The following is a 16,574-nucleotide window of genomic DNA, read 5'->3' as shown; positions in this document are numbered from 1 at the left end:
AGGTCAACGTGCGTGGGTAGCGTCACGCTGCGACAGATTGATCTAGCGAGGTAAGCTGAACGGGTGACCGCGACATCGTCTAGCACTGCAAAGCCGTCCGAGACCCGGGTGCGTCTCGTGGAGTCGGCCGCCGAGCTCTTCAGCCGGCAGGGCTTCGGGGCCACCGGCATCAAGGCTGTCCTGGCCGCCGCCGCCGCACCGTACGGATCGCTGTACCACTTCTTCCCCGGCGGTAAGCAGGAACTCGGCGCCGCCGCGCTCACCTACGGTGGCGAGCGTTACCGGGAGGTGCTCGAGTCGGTATACCCGCCGGGGTCGGACGTGGTGGAGGCGACCGCGGCGTCCTTCGTCCGGGCCGCCGAATTGCTCGAGGAGACCGACTACGGCTACGCGTGCCCGATCGCGACGATCGCCCTTGAGGTGGCCACCAGTGACGAGCTGATGCGGAACTCCGCTGCCGACGCGTTCGAATCGTGGCTGGCGGTTCTCGAACAGCGGTTCACCGATGCCGGGATGAGCGCCGAGCGTGCGCGCGACGTCGCGGTGGAGACCTTCTGCCTGATCGAAGGTGCTGTCCTGCTGTGCCGCACCACCCGATCTTCGGATCCGATGCACACCGCCGGCCGCGCGGCGGCGAACGCCGTTGCCGCCGGGCTCGCCGCCGGCAACGGACGCAAGGCGAAGAAAACCCGCGGGAAGTGACCTCGCCGCTTCCGTGGCGCCGAGCGGCATAACCGGTCAACCCTGCGCCACCACCCGAGTGGGTCGCAGGCTGACCGCCACGCGTCCTTCGCGCGGTGCAGGAGAGGTGTCCGGGTCTAGACCGTAGTGGCGGAAGACCTGCGCGAAAAGCTCGAGATCGGAGTCCTCGGAGACCTCCACCGTCCCGCGGATCTCGAGGGTGCGGAACGGATTCTTCGGATCGATGATGAACAACGTCGCCCGGGGGCGCGCGACGATGTTCTTGTACTTCTGCCGCGCCGTCACCAGGGAGAACTTGACGGTGTCGCCGTCGGCCACGAACCAGACCGCGGTCACCTGCGGAGTCCTGTCGCCGCCGAGGGTGGCCAGCGATGCAACGAGCGGTGCTGCCACGAGGTCGCGATGGGAATCGGGCACGGTGGGCATGGCTTTCCTTCCAGATCGGACGTCGCGCCCGCGACGTCTAGGGGTGTTCTCCGAGGGTTGACGCACTCCGACAATTGTGATTGTCTGATGATCCTAGAGCAATCTATCTAGTCCGTCACACCCGAGGACGAAACGACCACGCTGCTTTCCTTCCCAGGAAAACCAATCCCAATCCCAGAGGTACGAATGAAACTCCTTGCGCACGACGTTGACGCTCACGAGATGATCCCGAGCACTCGGCTCGGAGACTATTTCGGCCAGGCCGGCCGAATCATGGGTGCGCTCTTCGAGGCGACCGACCGGCTGCGCCCCGATCCCACCGACACCAACATGCACGTCGAGGCCGAGGACGTGATGGAGATCGACGAGGACTCGATCTGGAAGGTCAAGGGGCCCAAGGCGCCCAGTGCCATCGACCTGAACCGGCGAGTCGAGGTTCTCGACGCGATGGGGATCGAGAAGCAGCTGGTCTTTCCGACCACGGCGATCGCCGCGATGATGGTCGGCGGAATGACCGACTTCGGTTTCGAGCAGCGCTTCGGTGGCGACACTTCCATGCTCGAGGGACTGTCGCGGCCCGAATTCTCCAAGTTGTTCCTGCGGGCATACAACGACTGGGCGATCGAGAACGCGAACCTCAACGATGGCCGGATCCGCCTGGTCGGCATCATCCCCACCAGCGACGACATCAACGACATGATCGGCGAGATCAAGCGGCTCATCGACGGAGGCGTCAAAGGCGTCTATCTTCAGGCAGACGTCCCGCCCGGTGGCGTGTCGCCGGCGCACTCGGCAATGGATCCGCTGTGGCGATTGCTGGAGGAGAACGACGTCACTGCCACCTTGCACATCGGCACCGAGTTCTTCTTCCTGGACCCGCGATGGACCTTTGCCGAGACCTTCCAGGATCTGTTCCAGTCCCCGGAGATCCCGAACACCAACATCGGTATGTTCGCGACCTGCCACATGGCGATCGACAACTACCTGAACGCCCTGGTGCTCGGCGGCGTCTTCGAGCGGTTCCCGCGGCTGCGGCTGGGCCTGTTCGAAGTCGGTGCGCACTGGGTCGGCCCGGCCGCCCGGCGCATGGACATGTACTGCCAGGTGTTCCCCGGTTCGGCGGCCGCCAAGTTGCCGATGAAGCCGTCCGAGTATGTCGCACGGAACGTGCGGGTGTCGCCGTTCAACTTCGAGCCGGTCGACCGGTACATCCAGGACGACCCGAACCTGGTCGATGTGTTCTGTTACTCGACCGACTACCCGCACGTCGAGGGCACCAAGGACTCGATGAACAAGATGCTGGCCAAGGTCGAACCGCTGGGCGAGGAGATCACCACCAAGTTCTTCCGGACGAACGCCGAGTGGCTCTTGCCGTGACCTGTCCTGACCAGGCTCCCGTTCCACAGCTCGGTCCGCTCGGAATCTGGTCATTCCAGCTCGACACATGGATGCGAGCACCTGCTGGGGTGCGGCCACACAGGTCGCGCCGCAGCGGGTGCTGGTCGCGCGCCAGATCAGCTGTCGCCCAATACACGTCCTGAGCACCAAACAGAGAGATCACCATGTCGCAGACCGCTGCTACCCGCTACCTCAACGCGCTCGTCGAGCACGGCATCGAATACTTCTTCGTCAACGCGGGGACCGACTTCGCGCCGATCGTCGAAGCCTATGCGCTCAACCAGGACAACAACCCGGCGCTGCCGACGCCCGTGCTGTGCGCGCACGAGAACCTGGCCGGCGGCATGGCCCACGGTGCCGCGCTCGTGACCGGACGGCCCCAGGCCCTGATGTTGCACGTCAACGTCGGAACGGCGAACGCCGCGTGCTCGGTTGCCAACGCCTCCCGGGACCGGATTCCACTGCTGGTCACCGCCGGCCGGTCACCGATCCTCGAAGGTGGCGCTGTCGGAGCCCGCGACCTGCCCATCCATTGGTCGCAGGAGATGTTCGATCAGGCGAGTTTGGTCCGTGAATTCGTCAAATGGGACTACGAACTGCGCGACCCCCGCCAGGTCGAGTCCGTTGTCGACCGCGCTCTGAGCGTCGCCGCCGCCCACCCGCGGGGGCCGGTGTACCTCGCGTTGCCCCGTGAGGTGCTGGCTGAGCCGGCGCAGGCCCCGGCGGTGCCGGTCGCGCGCACCACCGTTCCGGCTACCGTGCAACCCGATCCCGACGCCATCGAGGCGCTCGCCGATCGTATTGCCGCCGCCGAGTTCCCGGTCATCGTGGCCACGGCGAACGGGATCGAGCCCGAATCCGTCGAGCTGCTCAGTGACCTCGCCACCCGATACGGGATCGGTATCGCCGATCCGTGGGCCCGCTACCTGAACATCCCGTACAACCATCCGCACCGCGTCGCAAACATGGACGTGGCGACGACCGTGTTCACCCGGGCCGATGTGATCGTCTTCCTCGAGAGCGACGTGCCGTGGATGGAGACCCACACGCCGCCCCGCGCCGACACCTACATCGCTCAGGTCGGGGTCGATCCGCTGTACGCCACCTACCCGATTCGGTCGCATCGCTCGGATCTGAACATCAGCGCCACGCCGACCGCATTCCTCACCCGGCTGTCCGAGGCGTTGGAGATCCGCGGCGACCGTATCGACCAGAGTCGCGCCGAGGAGATCCGTGCGATGGCCGCGGCACGTCAGGGCCGCATCGACGCCCAACGGCGCGACGAGAACGGCCGCGATGCCGATGAGCCGATTACCGCGGCGGCGATCTCGGCGGTCCTGGGTGAGCTGCTCGACGAGGACGACATCGTTTTCAACGAGTACGTGGCAACCGCCTGCCTGCTCAACCGCACGAAGCCGGGCACCTACTACTTCCTGCCCGCATCGGGCGGGCTGGGCTGGGGCCTGCCGGCCGCACTCGGCGCCCAGTACGCCGCGCCGGACCGCACTGTGGTCGCCACGCTCGGCGATGGCGCCTACATGTTCGCCAACCCGGCGGCGTGCCACCATGCGGCCGCCAAGCACAACCTTCCGGTGCTGACGATCATCGCCAACAACAGCAACTGGTGGGCCGTCGACATGGCGACGCAGCTGGTCTACCCGGACGGCACCGCCGTCACGTCCGGTGAGGACCGTTTCTCCAACCTGTCGCCCTCGCCGGAGTTCGCGGCCTATTGCACCGCCTCGGGTGGCCACGGCGTGACGGTGCACCACCGCAGCGAACTTGTGGGTGCGCTCAAGGAGGCGCTGCGCGTCGTGCGCGACGAGCGGCGTCAGGCCCTCGTCGACATCCGGTGCAAGTGATCCGGCGTCCCGAAGGCCAGTCGCAGGCCCGGGCAACGTGGCCGGGGCCTGCGACTTTCGATCGTTCACCGTTGGAGATTTGATGCGATACAACCACGCTGAGCTGTTCGCCGGCGTCGCTGCGGCGCTACCCGAGCGCGACTGCATCGTGTACCGGGATCGCCGGCTCACCTACCGCGAAGTGGCGGCGCGAATCAATCGTCTCGCGAATCTCCTGCTGTCACGCGGGATCACCGTCCACCGGCCACGCGCCGAGCTGCAGCCGTGGGAGTCGGGCCAAGACCATGTGGCGTTGTACCTGTACAACGGCAACGAGTACCTGGAAGGGATGCTGGGTGCTGCGGCGGCCCGCGCCGCGTCGTTGAATGTCAACTACCGCTACGTTGAAGCCGAGCTGACCTATCTGCTCAACGACGCGTCGGCCCGCGCGATCATCTACCACGCGCGTTTCGCCCCGACGCTCGCGCCGGTCCTGCGGTCGCTGGATAAACCGCCGACGCTGCTGCTGCAAGTCGCCGACGATTCGGGCAACGCGTTGCTTCCCGGTGCCCTCGACTACGAGCAGGCCCTGGCGGTCGCCAGCGCAGAGCCCCCGCCGACCCAGCCGGATCCCGACGATCTCTACCTGCTCTATACCGGCGGTACCACCGGGATGCCCAAGGGCGTGCTGTGGACCCAGGCCGACATCCTCGAAAGTGGCTTGGGCGCCTTCCTTCCGGACGGCATGTTCGAAGTGCCCGCGCTCGCCGAGGGCGTGGCCCTGGTCGCCGCCGGCGAGCGGCGAGTCGTGCTGCCGTTGCCTCCGCTCATGCACGGGGCCGCCCAGTGGATGGCGCTGGCCGGTCTGATGGGTGGGGGAACCGTCGTGTTCCCCGACGTCGTCGACCGTCTCGACCCCGCATCGATATGGGAGCTGATCGACCGGGAGGGGGTGCAGCTGATGAACCTCGTCGGGAACGCGTTCGCGACCCCGCTGTGCGACGAGTTCGAGCGCGGCGGCCACGACGGAAGTTCCTTGCAGCTGGTCGGTGTGGGCGGTGCGGTGACCAGCGCACCGGTCAAGGACCGCATCTTGCGGCTGCTGCCGCAGGTCGTCATCGCCGATGTGGCTGGGTCCTCGGAGACCGGCTCGCAACTGTCGAATTTGAGCGCGAGCGGGGCGCCGGCGACCTCCGGTGTTTTCACGCCGGCGACCGGCACCTGTGTCGTGGACGCGGAGCATCGACGGATTCTCCAGCCGGGCGACCCGGAGACCGGATGGCTTGCGCGCCATGGTGCCATTCCGCTCGGCTACCTCCGCGACCGCGATAAGACCGAGCGCACCTTCCCCTCCGTCGAAGGTCGCCGTATGGCGTTGCCCGGCGACCGGGCGCGGCACCGCGCCGACGGCAGCATCGAGTTGCTCGGGCGCGACTCGGTCACGATCAACTCCGGTGGGGAGAAGATCTTCGCCGAGGAGGTCGAGGACGCATTGATCGCCCACCCCGCGGTCCGCGACGTCGTCGTCGTGGGACGGCCGAGCGAGCGATGGGGGAGCGAGATCGTCGCCGTCGTGCAGCTACGGCCCGGACACGACCCGACGGATGGGGACCTGCTGGCCGACGCCGAGCAGCGGCTGGCCCGCTACAAGCTGCCCAAAGCGATCGTCCGCGTCGACGCGGTGCTCCGGGGCCCGGCCGGCAAAGCCGACTACCGGTGGGCCCGAGACCTTGTCGCAGCTGATTCGCCCGCAGAAAAGGAGCTGAGCCGATGACTATGACAACCGAACAACTCGTCGACGTCGCGCCCGAGGAGTTGCAGCGGCTCCTGGATGCCCAGCGCGCCGCCCAGGCCCTCGATCCGATCCCCGACGCCGCCACCCGCCGTGACCGCATCGATCGCCTTGTGGCCGCGGTCCTTGAGCACGCCGCCGAACTCGCCGAGGCCCTCGGCGCGGACTTCGGTGGCCGGCCCCCGACCACCTCGATGGAACTCGACATCGTGGGTGGGATGGGGGCGATTACCCATGCCCGAGACAACCTCGAGGCGTGGATGGCGCCGACCGAGGTGCCCGCCGGGTTGGGTGGTGCCTTCCCGACCGTCATCCAGAATCGCCCCAAAGGCGTGGTTGGCGTCATCGGCCCGTGGAATTTCCCGGTGGTGCTGGTGTTCGTGCCGACCGTCGAAGCGCTCGCGGCCGGCAACCGGGTGATGATCAAGTTCTCCGATATGACGCCGCGCACCGGCGCGGTGTTCGCGCGTGCGGTGGCCTCCCGGATGAGCCCCGAGGAAGTCGTGGTCGTCAACGGTGGGCTACCGACCGCCACCGCGTTCACCGATCTGCGGTTGGACCACATCTTCTTCACTGGCTCGCCCAAGGTCGGACGCCTCGTCGCCGCGGCCGCCGGACGCAATCTCGTGCCGGTGACGCTTGAGTTGGGCGGAAAGAACCCCGCCATCGTCGCCCCCGACGCCGACATCGCCGATGCCGCGGCGCGGCTGGCCGCCGCACGCCTCGTCAACAACGGCCAGGTCTGCCTGTGCCCGGACTATGCTTTTGTCCCCGAGTCGGGCAAGCAGGCCTTTGTCGAGGCATACCAGCAGGCGGTGCGCGCGCACTTCCCGACGTTCATCGACAACCCCGACGTGGTGTCGATCATCAACGACGCCAACTACGCCAGGGTCGCCCGCCTCGTCGAGGACGCCAAGGCCAAGGGCGCCACCGAGATCGTGATTGTGCCGGAAAAGGAAAAGGACCGGGTGCCCGACGCCGCATCGCGCCGATTCCCGCCGACGCTGCTGCTCGACACCCCAGCGGACGCCGTGATCAACACTGAGGAAATCTTCGGTCCGGTGTTGGTGTTGCACACCTACTCCGACATCGACGAGGCCATCGGCTACGCCGCGGCCGGCGAACACCCACTGTCGTCCTACTGGTACGGCGCAGACAACGATGACTTCCAACGGTTCCTCCGGAACACCACGTCGGGCGCGGTGTCGCGTAACGACTTCGGGTTGGCGTATGTCAATGACGCCGCGCCGTTCGGCGGGGTCGGGATGAGCGGCTCGGGCGCGTACCACGGCAAGGCCGGCTTCGATACGTTCTCCCATCAACGTCCCATCGCCCACAGCGACTTGCCGACTCCTTTTGCCGCGGCGTTTACCCCGCCGCTGACGGCCGAGCGTGTTCAGGGCGCGGTTGCCACGGCAGCCGCCATCCTTGCCGACACCACGTCCCGGCTGCCTCAGTCGAACGGGCAGGCTTGAGCGTGAGCGAGTTCGAGACCATCCTCTACGAGCGGGCCGCCGAGAAGGTCGCCCGAATCGTGCTCAACCGGCCCGAGGCGCGCAACGCGCAGAGCATGCGCATGCTGTACGAGCTCAACGATGCCTTCGACCGTGCCGCGCAGGATGATTCGGTCAGCGTCATCATTCTGGCCGCGAATGGACCGCACTTCTCCGCGGGACACGACCTGCGGGAGCAGGACGCGCTGCAGGTGATCACCGAGTATGAGCGGGTCGGTACCTGGTGTGGCTTTGGCTGCGCCGGCGCCGAGTCGCAGATGGCGGTCGAAAAAGAGATGTACATCGGGCTTTCCGAGCGCTGGCGAAACCTTCCGAAGCCGACCATCGCCGCCGTGCAGGGCAAGGTCATTGCCGGTGGCCTCATGCTCGTGTGGCCTTGCGACTTGATTGTCGCGGCCGACAATGCGCTGTTTCAGGACAACACCGTGTCGATGGGGGTGGCCGGCGCCGAGTTCTTCAACCACCCGTTCGAGGTCGGCGTCCGTAAGGCCAAGGAGATGTTGTTCACCTCCGACTTCCTTACGGCCGAGGAGGTGCATCGCCTCGGCATGGTGAATCACGTCGTGCCTCTCGATGAGCTGGAGTCATACACACTGCAACTGGCATCGCGCATCGGCGAAAAGCCGCTGTTTGCGCTCAAGCTGGCGAAGGAGTCGGTCAACGTCGCCCAGGACAACCAGGGGCGGGTCAACGCGATGCAGACATCGTTTGCCTACCACCAGCTGTGCCACAGTCACAACCAGCAGGTGCATGGCATGCTGATCGATCCGGGATTTATGGAGAAGACGTTCGGCAAGACCGCCGCGGCACAGTCGTAGGCGGATCGGGCATCGCCTCTTGCAGTGTATAGATTGATCTAGTAAGCTACGAGCGAGCTGCTCTGACAACGAAGAAGCGCATGGAGTGTGCTGCGCCGAGTGTTGACCGCTTGGTGAGCGTTGCCCATCGTCGCCGCGTCCAGCGGAACCGGAATTTGGAGAGGTTGAAGGCAAATGATCAAGATCGAGAGGGTGGCCCACGTTGTCATCAAGGTCCGCAGCCTGGAGAAGTCGCTTGATTTCTACACCCGGGTCCTGGGGCTGAAGGTGATGGGCAAGATCCCTCCGGCGGTCGTCTTCCTTTCGACGGGGCGCGACCATCATGAACTGGGAATCGCCGAGCTCGGGTCTGAGGCTCCCGATGGAACGTTCTACCAGATCGGGATGGAGCACTTCGCCTTCAAGCTGCGCAATGAGGATGATCTGCGTGAGGCTTACGACACGCTGCTGCGCGAGAACGTCGAGATCGCCTACACCGTCAACCATGGCGTGACGAAGAGCGTGTACTTCTACGATCCCGACGGTAATGAACTTGAGGTTTACGCCGACAATTCGCCGGAGGAAGTCGCGAGCTTCGAGAATCCGTATGGCGGCATGGACAAACTCGACTTCGCCACCGACCAGCCGTCGTTGCTGGATTCAATCATCAAGGCTCAGCAGTCGATGGCACCCGTGGCGGCACCCGAGGCCTAGCAGGCTGATTCGGCGCGGGCGCAGCGCTCGCTTTGCGTTCCAGACGTTTCGGCGCCGGGCCCCGTGCAAGTTCAAGGAGCACAACATGTCTGGGCCGAACGTTGGGATTTTCCTACCTACCATGAGTCCGGCCGCGGAGGTGCCCCCGGATGTCGTGGCGGCCGCCCGACAGGCCGAGGATCTCGGCTTTGAGTCGGTGTGGGTGATCGACCAACTGGTGGCTGGTACTCAGATGGCCTTCCTCGAGAGCACCACGGTGTTGGCCGCGGTCGCCGCGGCCACCGAACGCGTCAAGCTGGGCTTCGGCGTCATGGTGCTCCCGCTGCGGCCGGTGGCCTGGGTGGCCAAGCAGATCGCTGCGCTGCAACACCTGTCCGGTGACCGGATGATCCTCGGCGTCGGTATCGGCGAGGATCGCCATCCGGGATCCTGGGGAGCCGTGGGCGTCCCGCGACGCCAACGTGGTCGGCTGACGGATGCGGCGCTGCGGGTGCTCCCAGATCTGATTTCGGGCCGTTGCGGGACAGGAAAAGACGGGGTCGAGTACCGTTTGCTGCCCGCGGCCACCGTCCCGCCGATCTTGGTGGGCGGGATATCGCAACCGGCCCTGAACCGGGCCGTCGACGTCGGCGGTTGGTTCGGGCTGCCCCTCCCGCCGGCCGAGATCGCCAAGCTCCGCGACACACTGGCGGGATTGGCCGTCGGCAGGGGCCGCCCCACGCCGGCCATCACCGGGTTCCTGTTGGCTTCCATCGCCGGTGACCCGACAATCCCCGACCGGCGCGCCGCGGTGGAATCGGTAGCCGACCCGGCCGGCATGTGGGGGTTCCCGTACGAGGCCGCCGACGCGATGGTTACAACAGGGTCTCCGACCCAGATCGCAGAAAACCTGGCCGCTTTGGGCGAGGCCGGGGTCGAACGCATAACCGTCACCGTGGTAGGCGACTGGTCTCGACAGGCCGAGTTACTCGCCGAAGCCACCCAGATGCTTGCTTGATGCTCCGGTCGTATCCGAAGAGCGCCGGGCGCTGAGCCAGTCGCAGGACCGACCTGCGGTCATCGGCCGATGTGCCGATACGGAGGAATATGCAGATCACGGTAGTCGGGGCATCGATCGCATTGGCGGTACTTTTCGGCGCAGCCGGTACCGTGAACACCCTCTATTTGGCGCCGGCCCGCAAGGAGGGGCAGCATTTCCACATGCCGCCGGAGTTGAGCCGGTTCGTTGGCTTGTGTCAGTTGGCTGCGGCGACCGGTTTGATCGGCGGCTTGTGCTGGCGACCGTTGGGTGTTGCCGCGGCAGCTGGGTTGATGCTGCTGATGGTCGGAGCGGTGATCATGCATCGCCGGGTAGGGGATTCCATGGAGTCAATGCTGCCCGGATTGGTGGTGTTCGGGATGGCTGGGTTCGTTTTCGGCGCTCAGCTCACCATCCTCGCGGGCTAGCTCACGAATAAGTCTTGACCTGCGGCACCCACAGCGGCAAACTGACAGGCAAGCATGTCAGATATGTCACAGCCTTGAGGGGAAGCTCGGATGCGAGTCAGATTTGACGTACGGAGTGCGGACGCAACCACGTTGTCGAGCCCGGAACTCAAACCGATGACGATGGTGTCGGCGGACTCGCACGTCTCCTTGCCGCCGAAGATGTACAAGGCGTATCTGGAGTCGAAGTACCACGATTCGTGGAGCGGTTACCTCGACGACGTGGGGGTCATCAACAGGGTTGTCGACCTGACCGGATACCCACCGCCGGAGGATTCCCTTGAGGTCTACGACAAGCACGGCGTGGTGTCGGCCGCGGGTGAGGTTGGCTATTTCGATCCGGTGTGGCGGCTTCGTCACGTGGAGGCCGAGGGTATCGCCGCCGAATTCCTCCACCCGTTCGGGCCCATTGGCTTCGTGCCGTTTGCCGACGTGCAGAACTCGCTGCGGTCGCATGAGCTGCGGCGGGCGGGCTCGCACGCGCACAACCGGTTTCTGGAGGACTTCTGTTCGGAGGCGCCCGGCCGGCTTTTGGGTGTGCCACTAATCTATCCGTGGCCGGACTGGGACACCGGGGTCGCCGACATCGTGCGCGCCCGGGAGTCGGGTTTCCATGCGATCTTTCCGCCGATGATGCCGGGCACGACCCCGGAGGATCTGCCGGCGCTGTACGACGGTTGGTGGGACCCGATGTGGGCAGCATGCCAGGACCTGGGGATGGTGGTCCACATCCATGCCGGTTTCGGTAATCCGCAGGGCTTTGTGGTCGACATGGTGCGCAACGTGTTCAGCCGTACCAGCGGCGACGACGCGGGCGCGGAAGGCTTATCGGCGATCGACGAGAGCATGCTGCCCAGGTTCGACCCGGACGCCAGCCCGGACGCTGTCGGCACGAACTCGTTTTTGAGTGAGCTGTTCGAGACGTTCGGTGAGCGTCGCCCGTTGTGGCAGCTGATGTGGGGCGGGGTGTTCGACCGGTTCCCGCGGCTGAAGGTCGCCTTCCAGGAGATCCACGCCGACTGGGTGCCACCGACACTGGCCTACTTGGATCGTGTGCACGCCGCCGACCCCGGATCGTTGAAGATGACACCGAGTGAGTACTGGAAGCTGCATTGTGCCTGCGGGACGTCACTGATGCGGTACGGGGATGTTGCAGCGCGCCACGATGTGGGCATTGACAAGCTGATGTTCGGTAGCGATTACCCGCATTTCGAGGGGACCTGGCCGAACACCCACGATTGGATTCGCGCGACGTTGACAGATGTCCCCGAGGTCGAGGCGCGGGCCATCCTGGGGGAGAACGCCATCGAGTTCTACGGGCTGGACCGGGCGTTGCTGGAGAAGACGGCTAAGCGTGTCGGCCCGCTCTACGGTGAGCTGTTCAACGGTCAACCGGTGGACCCGAAGCTGATCCGGCACTTCGAATTCCGGGCCGGGATCAACAAGCCGGTAAATTTCAAAGTCGACCAGATGGACCAGGCGGTCGCGGAGGACCGTGCCGGGGCCGCGGAGGCGCTGGCGAGGGCCTGATGTGGTTCCTCCGCGACGGCAGCGGTCACACCGGCCGCCGAGTGGGCCAATCAGTTCGCCGCGCCGGCGAGCGGCAGCGGAGTCATTGTGTAAGTTATCTACGTCAAATAGACTGCGTGACATGACCATTCACAAGTTTTCCGTGAAAACGGCCGATGGCTCCACCCGCTCGCTCGACGCCTACGCCGACCGCGTCGTGCTCGTCGTCAACGTGGCCAGCAAATGCGGCTTCACGCCCCAGTACGAAGGCCTCGAAGCGCTCTACAAGCAGAACCGGGACCGCGGGCTGGAGATCCTCGGATTCCCGTGTAATCAGTTCGGCGACCAGGAACCAGGCACCGATGCCGAGATCCAGGAGTTCTGCTCGACGAATTACGGCGTTACCTTCCCGGTGTTCGGCAAGGTCGAGGTCAACGGGCCCGACGCGGACCCGCTGTATGCCTACCTACGTGCGGCGGCGCCGGGCGACTTCGGTCCCGCGAACGGGCCGCTCTACGAGCACATCAAGGCCATGCGGCCAGAGGCGATCGGCAGCGACGAGGTGAAGTGGAACTTCACCAAATTCCTCGTCGGCCGCGACGGCAAGGTAATCCGTCGCTTCGAATCGACCGTGACCCCCGAGAAAATCCAGTCGGAGATCGACGAACTGCTGGACTGACCTCACCGGGCGCACGGTCGAGTACCGCCTTCGGGTGGGCCGACCGTGCGCCCGCCGATCCGTGCTGAATTGAACCGTCAGGTCAGGCCCGCGCTCACGACGTGCGTCGTTCCGGTGACGTAGCGCCCGTCGTCGGAGACCAGGTAAAGGATCGCGTTCGAGATATCGACCGGTTCCACCGCGGTGGTGGGCATTGCGGTCAGGGTGCGGGCCACCGCCTCGAAATCTTCCTGGGTGGGGTGCTCCAGGTCGGGCCGGAACAGCCGGAAGGTCGGCTCGTTCAGCACCATGTCCGTGAGAACAGTACCCGGGTGCACCGTGTTCACTCGGATCCCCTGCGGCGCAAGCTCCTTGGACAACACGTTGGACAGCTGGATCAGCCCGCCCTTCGCCGCCGAATAGTGCGCAATGTTCGGCTGTACGACGATCGCCGCGAGTGAGCTGGTGATGACGACCGAACCGCCCCTTCCACCTGCGATGATGTGGGGGACGGAGGCCTTGATGGTCTTCCAGACGCCGGTCAGGTTGATGTCGATCATCGTCTGCCAGGTCTCTTCGCTCATTTCGAGTGTGGGGGCGGGGGATACGATCCCCGCGTTCGCCAGCACGATGTCGAGCCGGCCGAATTCGGCCACGCCGGCATCGACTGCCTTCTTCAGGTCGGCCAAGTCGCGCACGTCGGCTTCGGCGGCAACGATGCGGCGGCCGAGTGCCTCGACCTGACGCACCGTCTCGGCGAGATCCTCGGCGGTCGCGGTGCGGTACGGCAGGTTCGCCACCGGTCTCGGCACGTCGATCGCGATGATGTCGGCGCCCTCCTCGGCCAGACGCACCGCGTGCGATCGGCCCTGCCCGCGCGCCGCGCCCGTGATGAACGCGACTTTGCCTTCGAGTTTTCCGGTCATGCGTGGTCCTCACTCTCGGTGCGTCTCACGTGGTCTAGCGCGAAGTATTTGGCCACGGCAGACCAGATGATTCAGTGGAGCGCCGGTCGGGCTGGATCACAGCCCGACCGGCGAGTCTGGGTCCTAGCCTCAAGACATCAATGTCGAAAGGTCGCGGATAGGATCGGTGCCGTCCCAATCGGCGGCGGCCTTCGCGGTGGCGGCGAACATCTGCACGACGAGCCCTTGCCGCCCCATCAGCTCCGTCATGCAACCGATCAACGGGCGCGTGTCGACGTAGGCGACTGGTGTCTGTCCCCCGACCAATCCGGTCAACACCACTTCGAAACCGAGCGCCTCGTAGTTGCGGCATTCGGCCTCGACGTCGTCGACGAAGCTGCAGATATGGTGTAGCCCGCCCTCGCCCTCTGGAAAGACGTCACGGTACGGCGATGGGGCGCCACCGTGTTGCTTGATGAGTTCGATCTGGACCGGTCCCGCCTGGGCTATCGCACAGCTGATGTCCACCTCCGCGGGCCGGCCGCGGTGATTCATCGCGGTAAACATGCCACCGACGTGCGCACCCATGAAAAATGGCCCGATACCTGTCGTCTGCTGCCACTGCCGTACGGTCGCATCGAGATCCTCAACCACCCAGGCGATCTGGGAATACTCTTTCCCTATTGGCACTTAGCCCTACCCTTCTTCGACGCGCAAGCTCTCGGCCAGCCGAGGCTCGGCGAGCGCAACCCACATGCCGTTGGCCAACCCGGCTCTGCACAGCGTGTACAAGCAAGTAAGTGACGGACCGAGCTATCTGACACGGCAACATGTCACTTTAGACCACTGCGGGGGCATGCGCTACCGCCACTCTCAAGCGACCGGCTAATTGGCGGAGGTGGGCCAATGGCTATCTGACAATACGTGAGCTCAGTTACCGGTACACTCAATCGTGTACTCGACCCGAGTGGTAGTCGCGGACCTCGGCCACTTGCAGCGTCAAGGCAGTCCATCGCAGCCGGCTCGGAGGACCAGGCCCGGCAGTCGGGACTGGGTAAGGATCGCGCGGCGCGCACTATGCTTGGGCGATTGCAGAACCTGACCGAACCAAAGGAGGCGAAGGGTGTCGGCTTCCGGCACGAGCCGCGTGTACGGCGGGGTAACCGGCGAAGAGCGAGTGGCCGAGAGGCGCCGCAAGCTGGTCGAGGCCGGTATGAACCTCTTCGGATCTAGTGGTTCCGGAACGGTCCGCGTTAAGGATGTGGTTGTGGAGGCCGGGCTGACCGAGCGGTACTTCTATGAGAGCTTCACCGACTTAGCGGCACTGTTCGATGAGGTGTTCGAGGTTGCCGCGGAGTCCCTCGAGACCGCTGTGAACGCCGCCCTCGTCGACGCCCCCGACGACGCCTTCGCGAGAGTCTCGATTGCACTCCGAACGACCGTCGACACGTTGGCCGCCGATCCGCGAATGATCCGGATCTTTTTTGTCGAGGCCTTGGGTAAGGGTGGGCGCGCGGGCGGTCGCCGTAACGAGATCCTTGTCCGTGCCGCCGGGAACTTCTTCAGGTGGTCGGGAACCGATTTACCGTCGTTTGACAGCAGCCCCGTGGACATCCGGATGAAGGCTCTGGCCATGTCGGGCGCCGCTTCGGAACTTCTGATCTCTTGGGCGGAAGGACTACTTGACGTCACGCCGCCCGAACTCGCCGACTTCCTTGTCGGACTGTACTGGCGGACCAACCTTCCCTGAGAACCCTTGCGAATCGGGCTCGTTCGCGCTAAAAGCGGTCATCAACGCCGACTGGGGTGATTCATGCATGGGGCGTGGCCAAGGCGTCGGCGCTGCCCCAGCGAGGTAGTGGCCCAGGGTGGGCCGGCATCCGCAACGGATCGACCCAATGTGTGACAAATGGGCGTGTCAGATTGTACGGTGTGTGCCATGACAACGAAATGGCCAGCGGGACAGGTGGCGTTCATTACCGGAGCGGCATCAGGAATGGGGCTCGGGATGGCCCGCGCCCTTGTCGCGGCAGGCGCGAAGGTGGCACTCGCCGACATCGACGCCCCGCGATTGGCGAAGGCCGAAAAAGAGTTGTCCGATGCCGGCGGCTCCGTGGTGGCCGTTCCGCTGGATGTCACCGACGCTGAGCAGTGGACGGCCGCGGCCGATCGGGCGGAGGAGGCCCTGGGCCCGATCTCAATCCTGTGCAACAACGCGGGCGCCAATGGCGGAGCGGAACTCGACAACACCGCCCTGGAGGTCTGGCGTTGGGTCTACCGGATCAATATCGAAGCACAGTTCATCGGTATATCGACGTTCCTGCCTCGCTTCAAAAGCCGGGGCGGGCGTGCCCACATCGTCAACACGGCTTCGATGGCCGGCATCGTGCCGATGGTCCGCGTCGGCGCCTACTCCTCGGCGAAATTCGCCAGTTTCGGCCTTTCGATGGTGCTGCGGGGCGAACTTGAGGGCACCGACATCGGCGTCTCGGTGTTGTGCCCCGGCACGGTGAACACCCGAATCAGCGAATCCTCGGGCGAAGCCGAAGCCAAAGTGCTGGGTGAGGAAGTCAACGTCGCTGCGATCGAAGGCAACAATGCACTGTTAGCCCAGGGCGCAGACCCCGATCACGTCGGTGAGCAGGTCGTCGAAGCCATGCAGCAGGGTCAGTTCCTGATCATCACCCACCGCGACTGGGAGCCCCTCGTCACGGCCGTGCATACTGAAATCCAGCGCGCATTCAGCGAATTCGATGACCGCCACGGCCCCGACCACACCGCCCAGCTGCTTGCTCAGGGGGTCAGCCCGGTCACCACGTAGCGCTGACCGCGA

Annotated in this window: 16 protein-coding genes; 13 read left to right on the top strand and 3 right to left on the bottom strand. The window is 65.2% G+C overall.

Translation table 11 applies throughout. The annotated features are described in order from the left end of the window. Positions 1-63: 63 nt before the first annotated feature. Entirely contained in the window at positions 64-702 is a 639-nt protein-coding gene (locus ACAG26_RS14205) for a TetR/AcrR family transcriptional regulator (RefSeq protein ID WP_370483192.1), read from the top strand. Between the two features lie 36 nt (positions 703-738). On the opposite strand, the gene ACAG26_RS14200 is transcribed toward ACAG26_RS14205, so the two are convergent. Beyond that, the gene (locus ACAG26_RS14200; protein WP_370483191.1) at positions 739-1,128 is read right to left on the bottom strand and encodes a PPOX class F420-dependent oxidoreductase; all 390 of its coding nucleotides are present in this window, start codon (positions 1,126-1,128) and stop codon (positions 739-741) included. A 222-nt stretch (positions 1,129-1,350) separates the two neighbouring features. Here ACAG26_RS14200 and ACAG26_RS14195 point away from each other — a divergent pair, with 222 nt between their 5' ends. The 10 genes from ACAG26_RS14195 (at position 1,351) to ACAG26_RS14150 (ending at position 12,857) form a co-directional block, all read left to right on the top strand. Beyond that, complete coding sequence (locus ACAG26_RS14195; protein WP_370483189.1) at positions 1,351-2,505, top strand: amidohydrolase family protein; 1,155 nt, start codon at positions 1,351-1,353, stop codon at positions 2,503-2,505. A gap of 185 nt (positions 2,506-2,690) precedes the next feature. After that, positions 2,691-4,388 carry a thiamine pyrophosphate-requiring protein gene (locus ACAG26_RS14190; protein ID WP_370483188.1) on the top strand — a complete coding sequence of 566 codons (1,698 nt, stop codon included), beginning with the start codon at positions 2,691-2,693 and terminating at the stop codon, positions 4,386-4,388. 82 nt (positions 4,389-4,470) lie between these two features. After that, complete coding sequence (locus tag ACAG26_RS14185) at positions 4,471-6,141, top strand: AMP-binding protein (protein ID WP_370483186.1); 1,671 nt, start codon at positions 4,471-4,473, stop codon at positions 6,139-6,141. Next, the gene (locus tag ACAG26_RS14180) at positions 6,138-7,634 is read left to right on the top strand and encodes an aldehyde dehydrogenase family protein (RefSeq protein ID WP_370483185.1); all 1,497 of its coding nucleotides are present in this window, start codon (positions 6,138-6,140) and stop codon (positions 7,632-7,634) included. Before ACAG26_RS14185 ends, ACAG26_RS14180 begins: the two co-directional genes overlap by 4 nt. A gap of 2 nt (positions 7,635-7,636) precedes the next feature. Beyond that, entirely contained in the window at positions 7,637-8,491 is an 855-nt protein-coding gene (locus tag ACAG26_RS14175; RefSeq protein ID WP_370483184.1) for an enoyl-CoA hydratase, read from the top strand. Between the two features lie 174 nt (positions 8,492-8,665). Next, positions 8,666-9,184 carry a VOC family protein gene (locus ACAG26_RS14170; RefSeq protein WP_370483182.1) on the top strand — a complete coding sequence of 173 codons (519 nt, stop codon included), beginning with the start codon at positions 8,666-8,668 and terminating at the stop codon, positions 9,182-9,184. Beyond that, complete coding sequence (locus ACAG26_RS14165) at positions 9,078-10,181, top strand: LLM class flavin-dependent oxidoreductase (RefSeq protein WP_370483181.1); 1,104 nt, start codon at positions 9,078-9,080, stop codon at positions 10,179-10,181. The genes ACAG26_RS14170 and ACAG26_RS14165 overlap by 107 nt, the downstream gene beginning before the upstream one ends. Positions 10,182-10,270: 89 nt before the next feature. Further along, on the top strand, positions 10,271-10,630 hold the full coding sequence (locus tag ACAG26_RS14160) for a DoxX family protein (RefSeq protein WP_370483180.1): 360 nt from the start codon (positions 10,271-10,273) through the stop codon (positions 10,628-10,630). A 132-nt stretch (positions 10,631-10,762) separates the two neighbouring features. Continuing rightward, complete coding sequence (locus ACAG26_RS14155) at positions 10,763-12,199, top strand: amidohydrolase family protein (RefSeq protein ID WP_370483178.1); 1,437 nt, start codon at positions 10,763-10,765, stop codon at positions 12,197-12,199. 121 nt (positions 12,200-12,320) lie between these two features. Then, a complete protein-coding gene (locus tag ACAG26_RS14150) occupies positions 12,321-12,857 on the top strand; it encodes a glutathione peroxidase (protein WP_370483177.1) in 537 nt (178 codons plus the stop codon). Between the two features lie 77 nt (positions 12,858-12,934). Here ACAG26_RS14150 and ACAG26_RS14145 read toward each other — a convergent pair whose 3' ends face one another. After that, a complete protein-coding gene (locus ACAG26_RS14145; RefSeq protein WP_370483175.1) occupies positions 12,935-13,762 on the bottom strand; it encodes a mycofactocin-coupled SDR family oxidoreductase in 828 nt (275 codons plus the stop codon). A gap of 129 nt (positions 13,763-13,891) precedes the next feature. Continuing rightward, complete coding sequence (locus ACAG26_RS14140) at positions 13,892-14,431, bottom strand: VOC family protein (protein ID WP_370483173.1); 540 nt, start codon at positions 14,429-14,431, stop codon at positions 13,892-13,894. Between the two features lie 433 nt (positions 14,432-14,864). Here ACAG26_RS14140 and ACAG26_RS14135 point away from each other — a divergent pair, with 433 nt between their 5' ends. After that, on the top strand, positions 14,865-15,491 hold the full coding sequence (locus tag ACAG26_RS14135) for a TetR/AcrR family transcriptional regulator (protein ID WP_370483171.1): 627 nt from the start codon (positions 14,865-14,867) through the stop codon (positions 15,489-15,491). Positions 15,492-15,680: 189 nt separating this feature from the next. Continuing rightward, on the top strand, positions 15,681-16,562 hold the full coding sequence (locus ACAG26_RS14130; RefSeq protein WP_370483169.1) for an SDR family oxidoreductase: 882 nt from the start codon (positions 15,681-15,683) through the stop codon (positions 16,560-16,562). Positions 16,563-16,574 lie beyond the last annotated feature (12 nt).

This window comes from Mycobacterium sp. pUA109 (genome assembly GCF_041287095.1).
GTDB lineage: Bacteria > Actinomycetota > Actinomycetes > Mycobacteriales > Mycobacteriaceae > Mycobacterium.
This window is presented reverse-complemented; position numbering and strand designations above follow the sequence as displayed.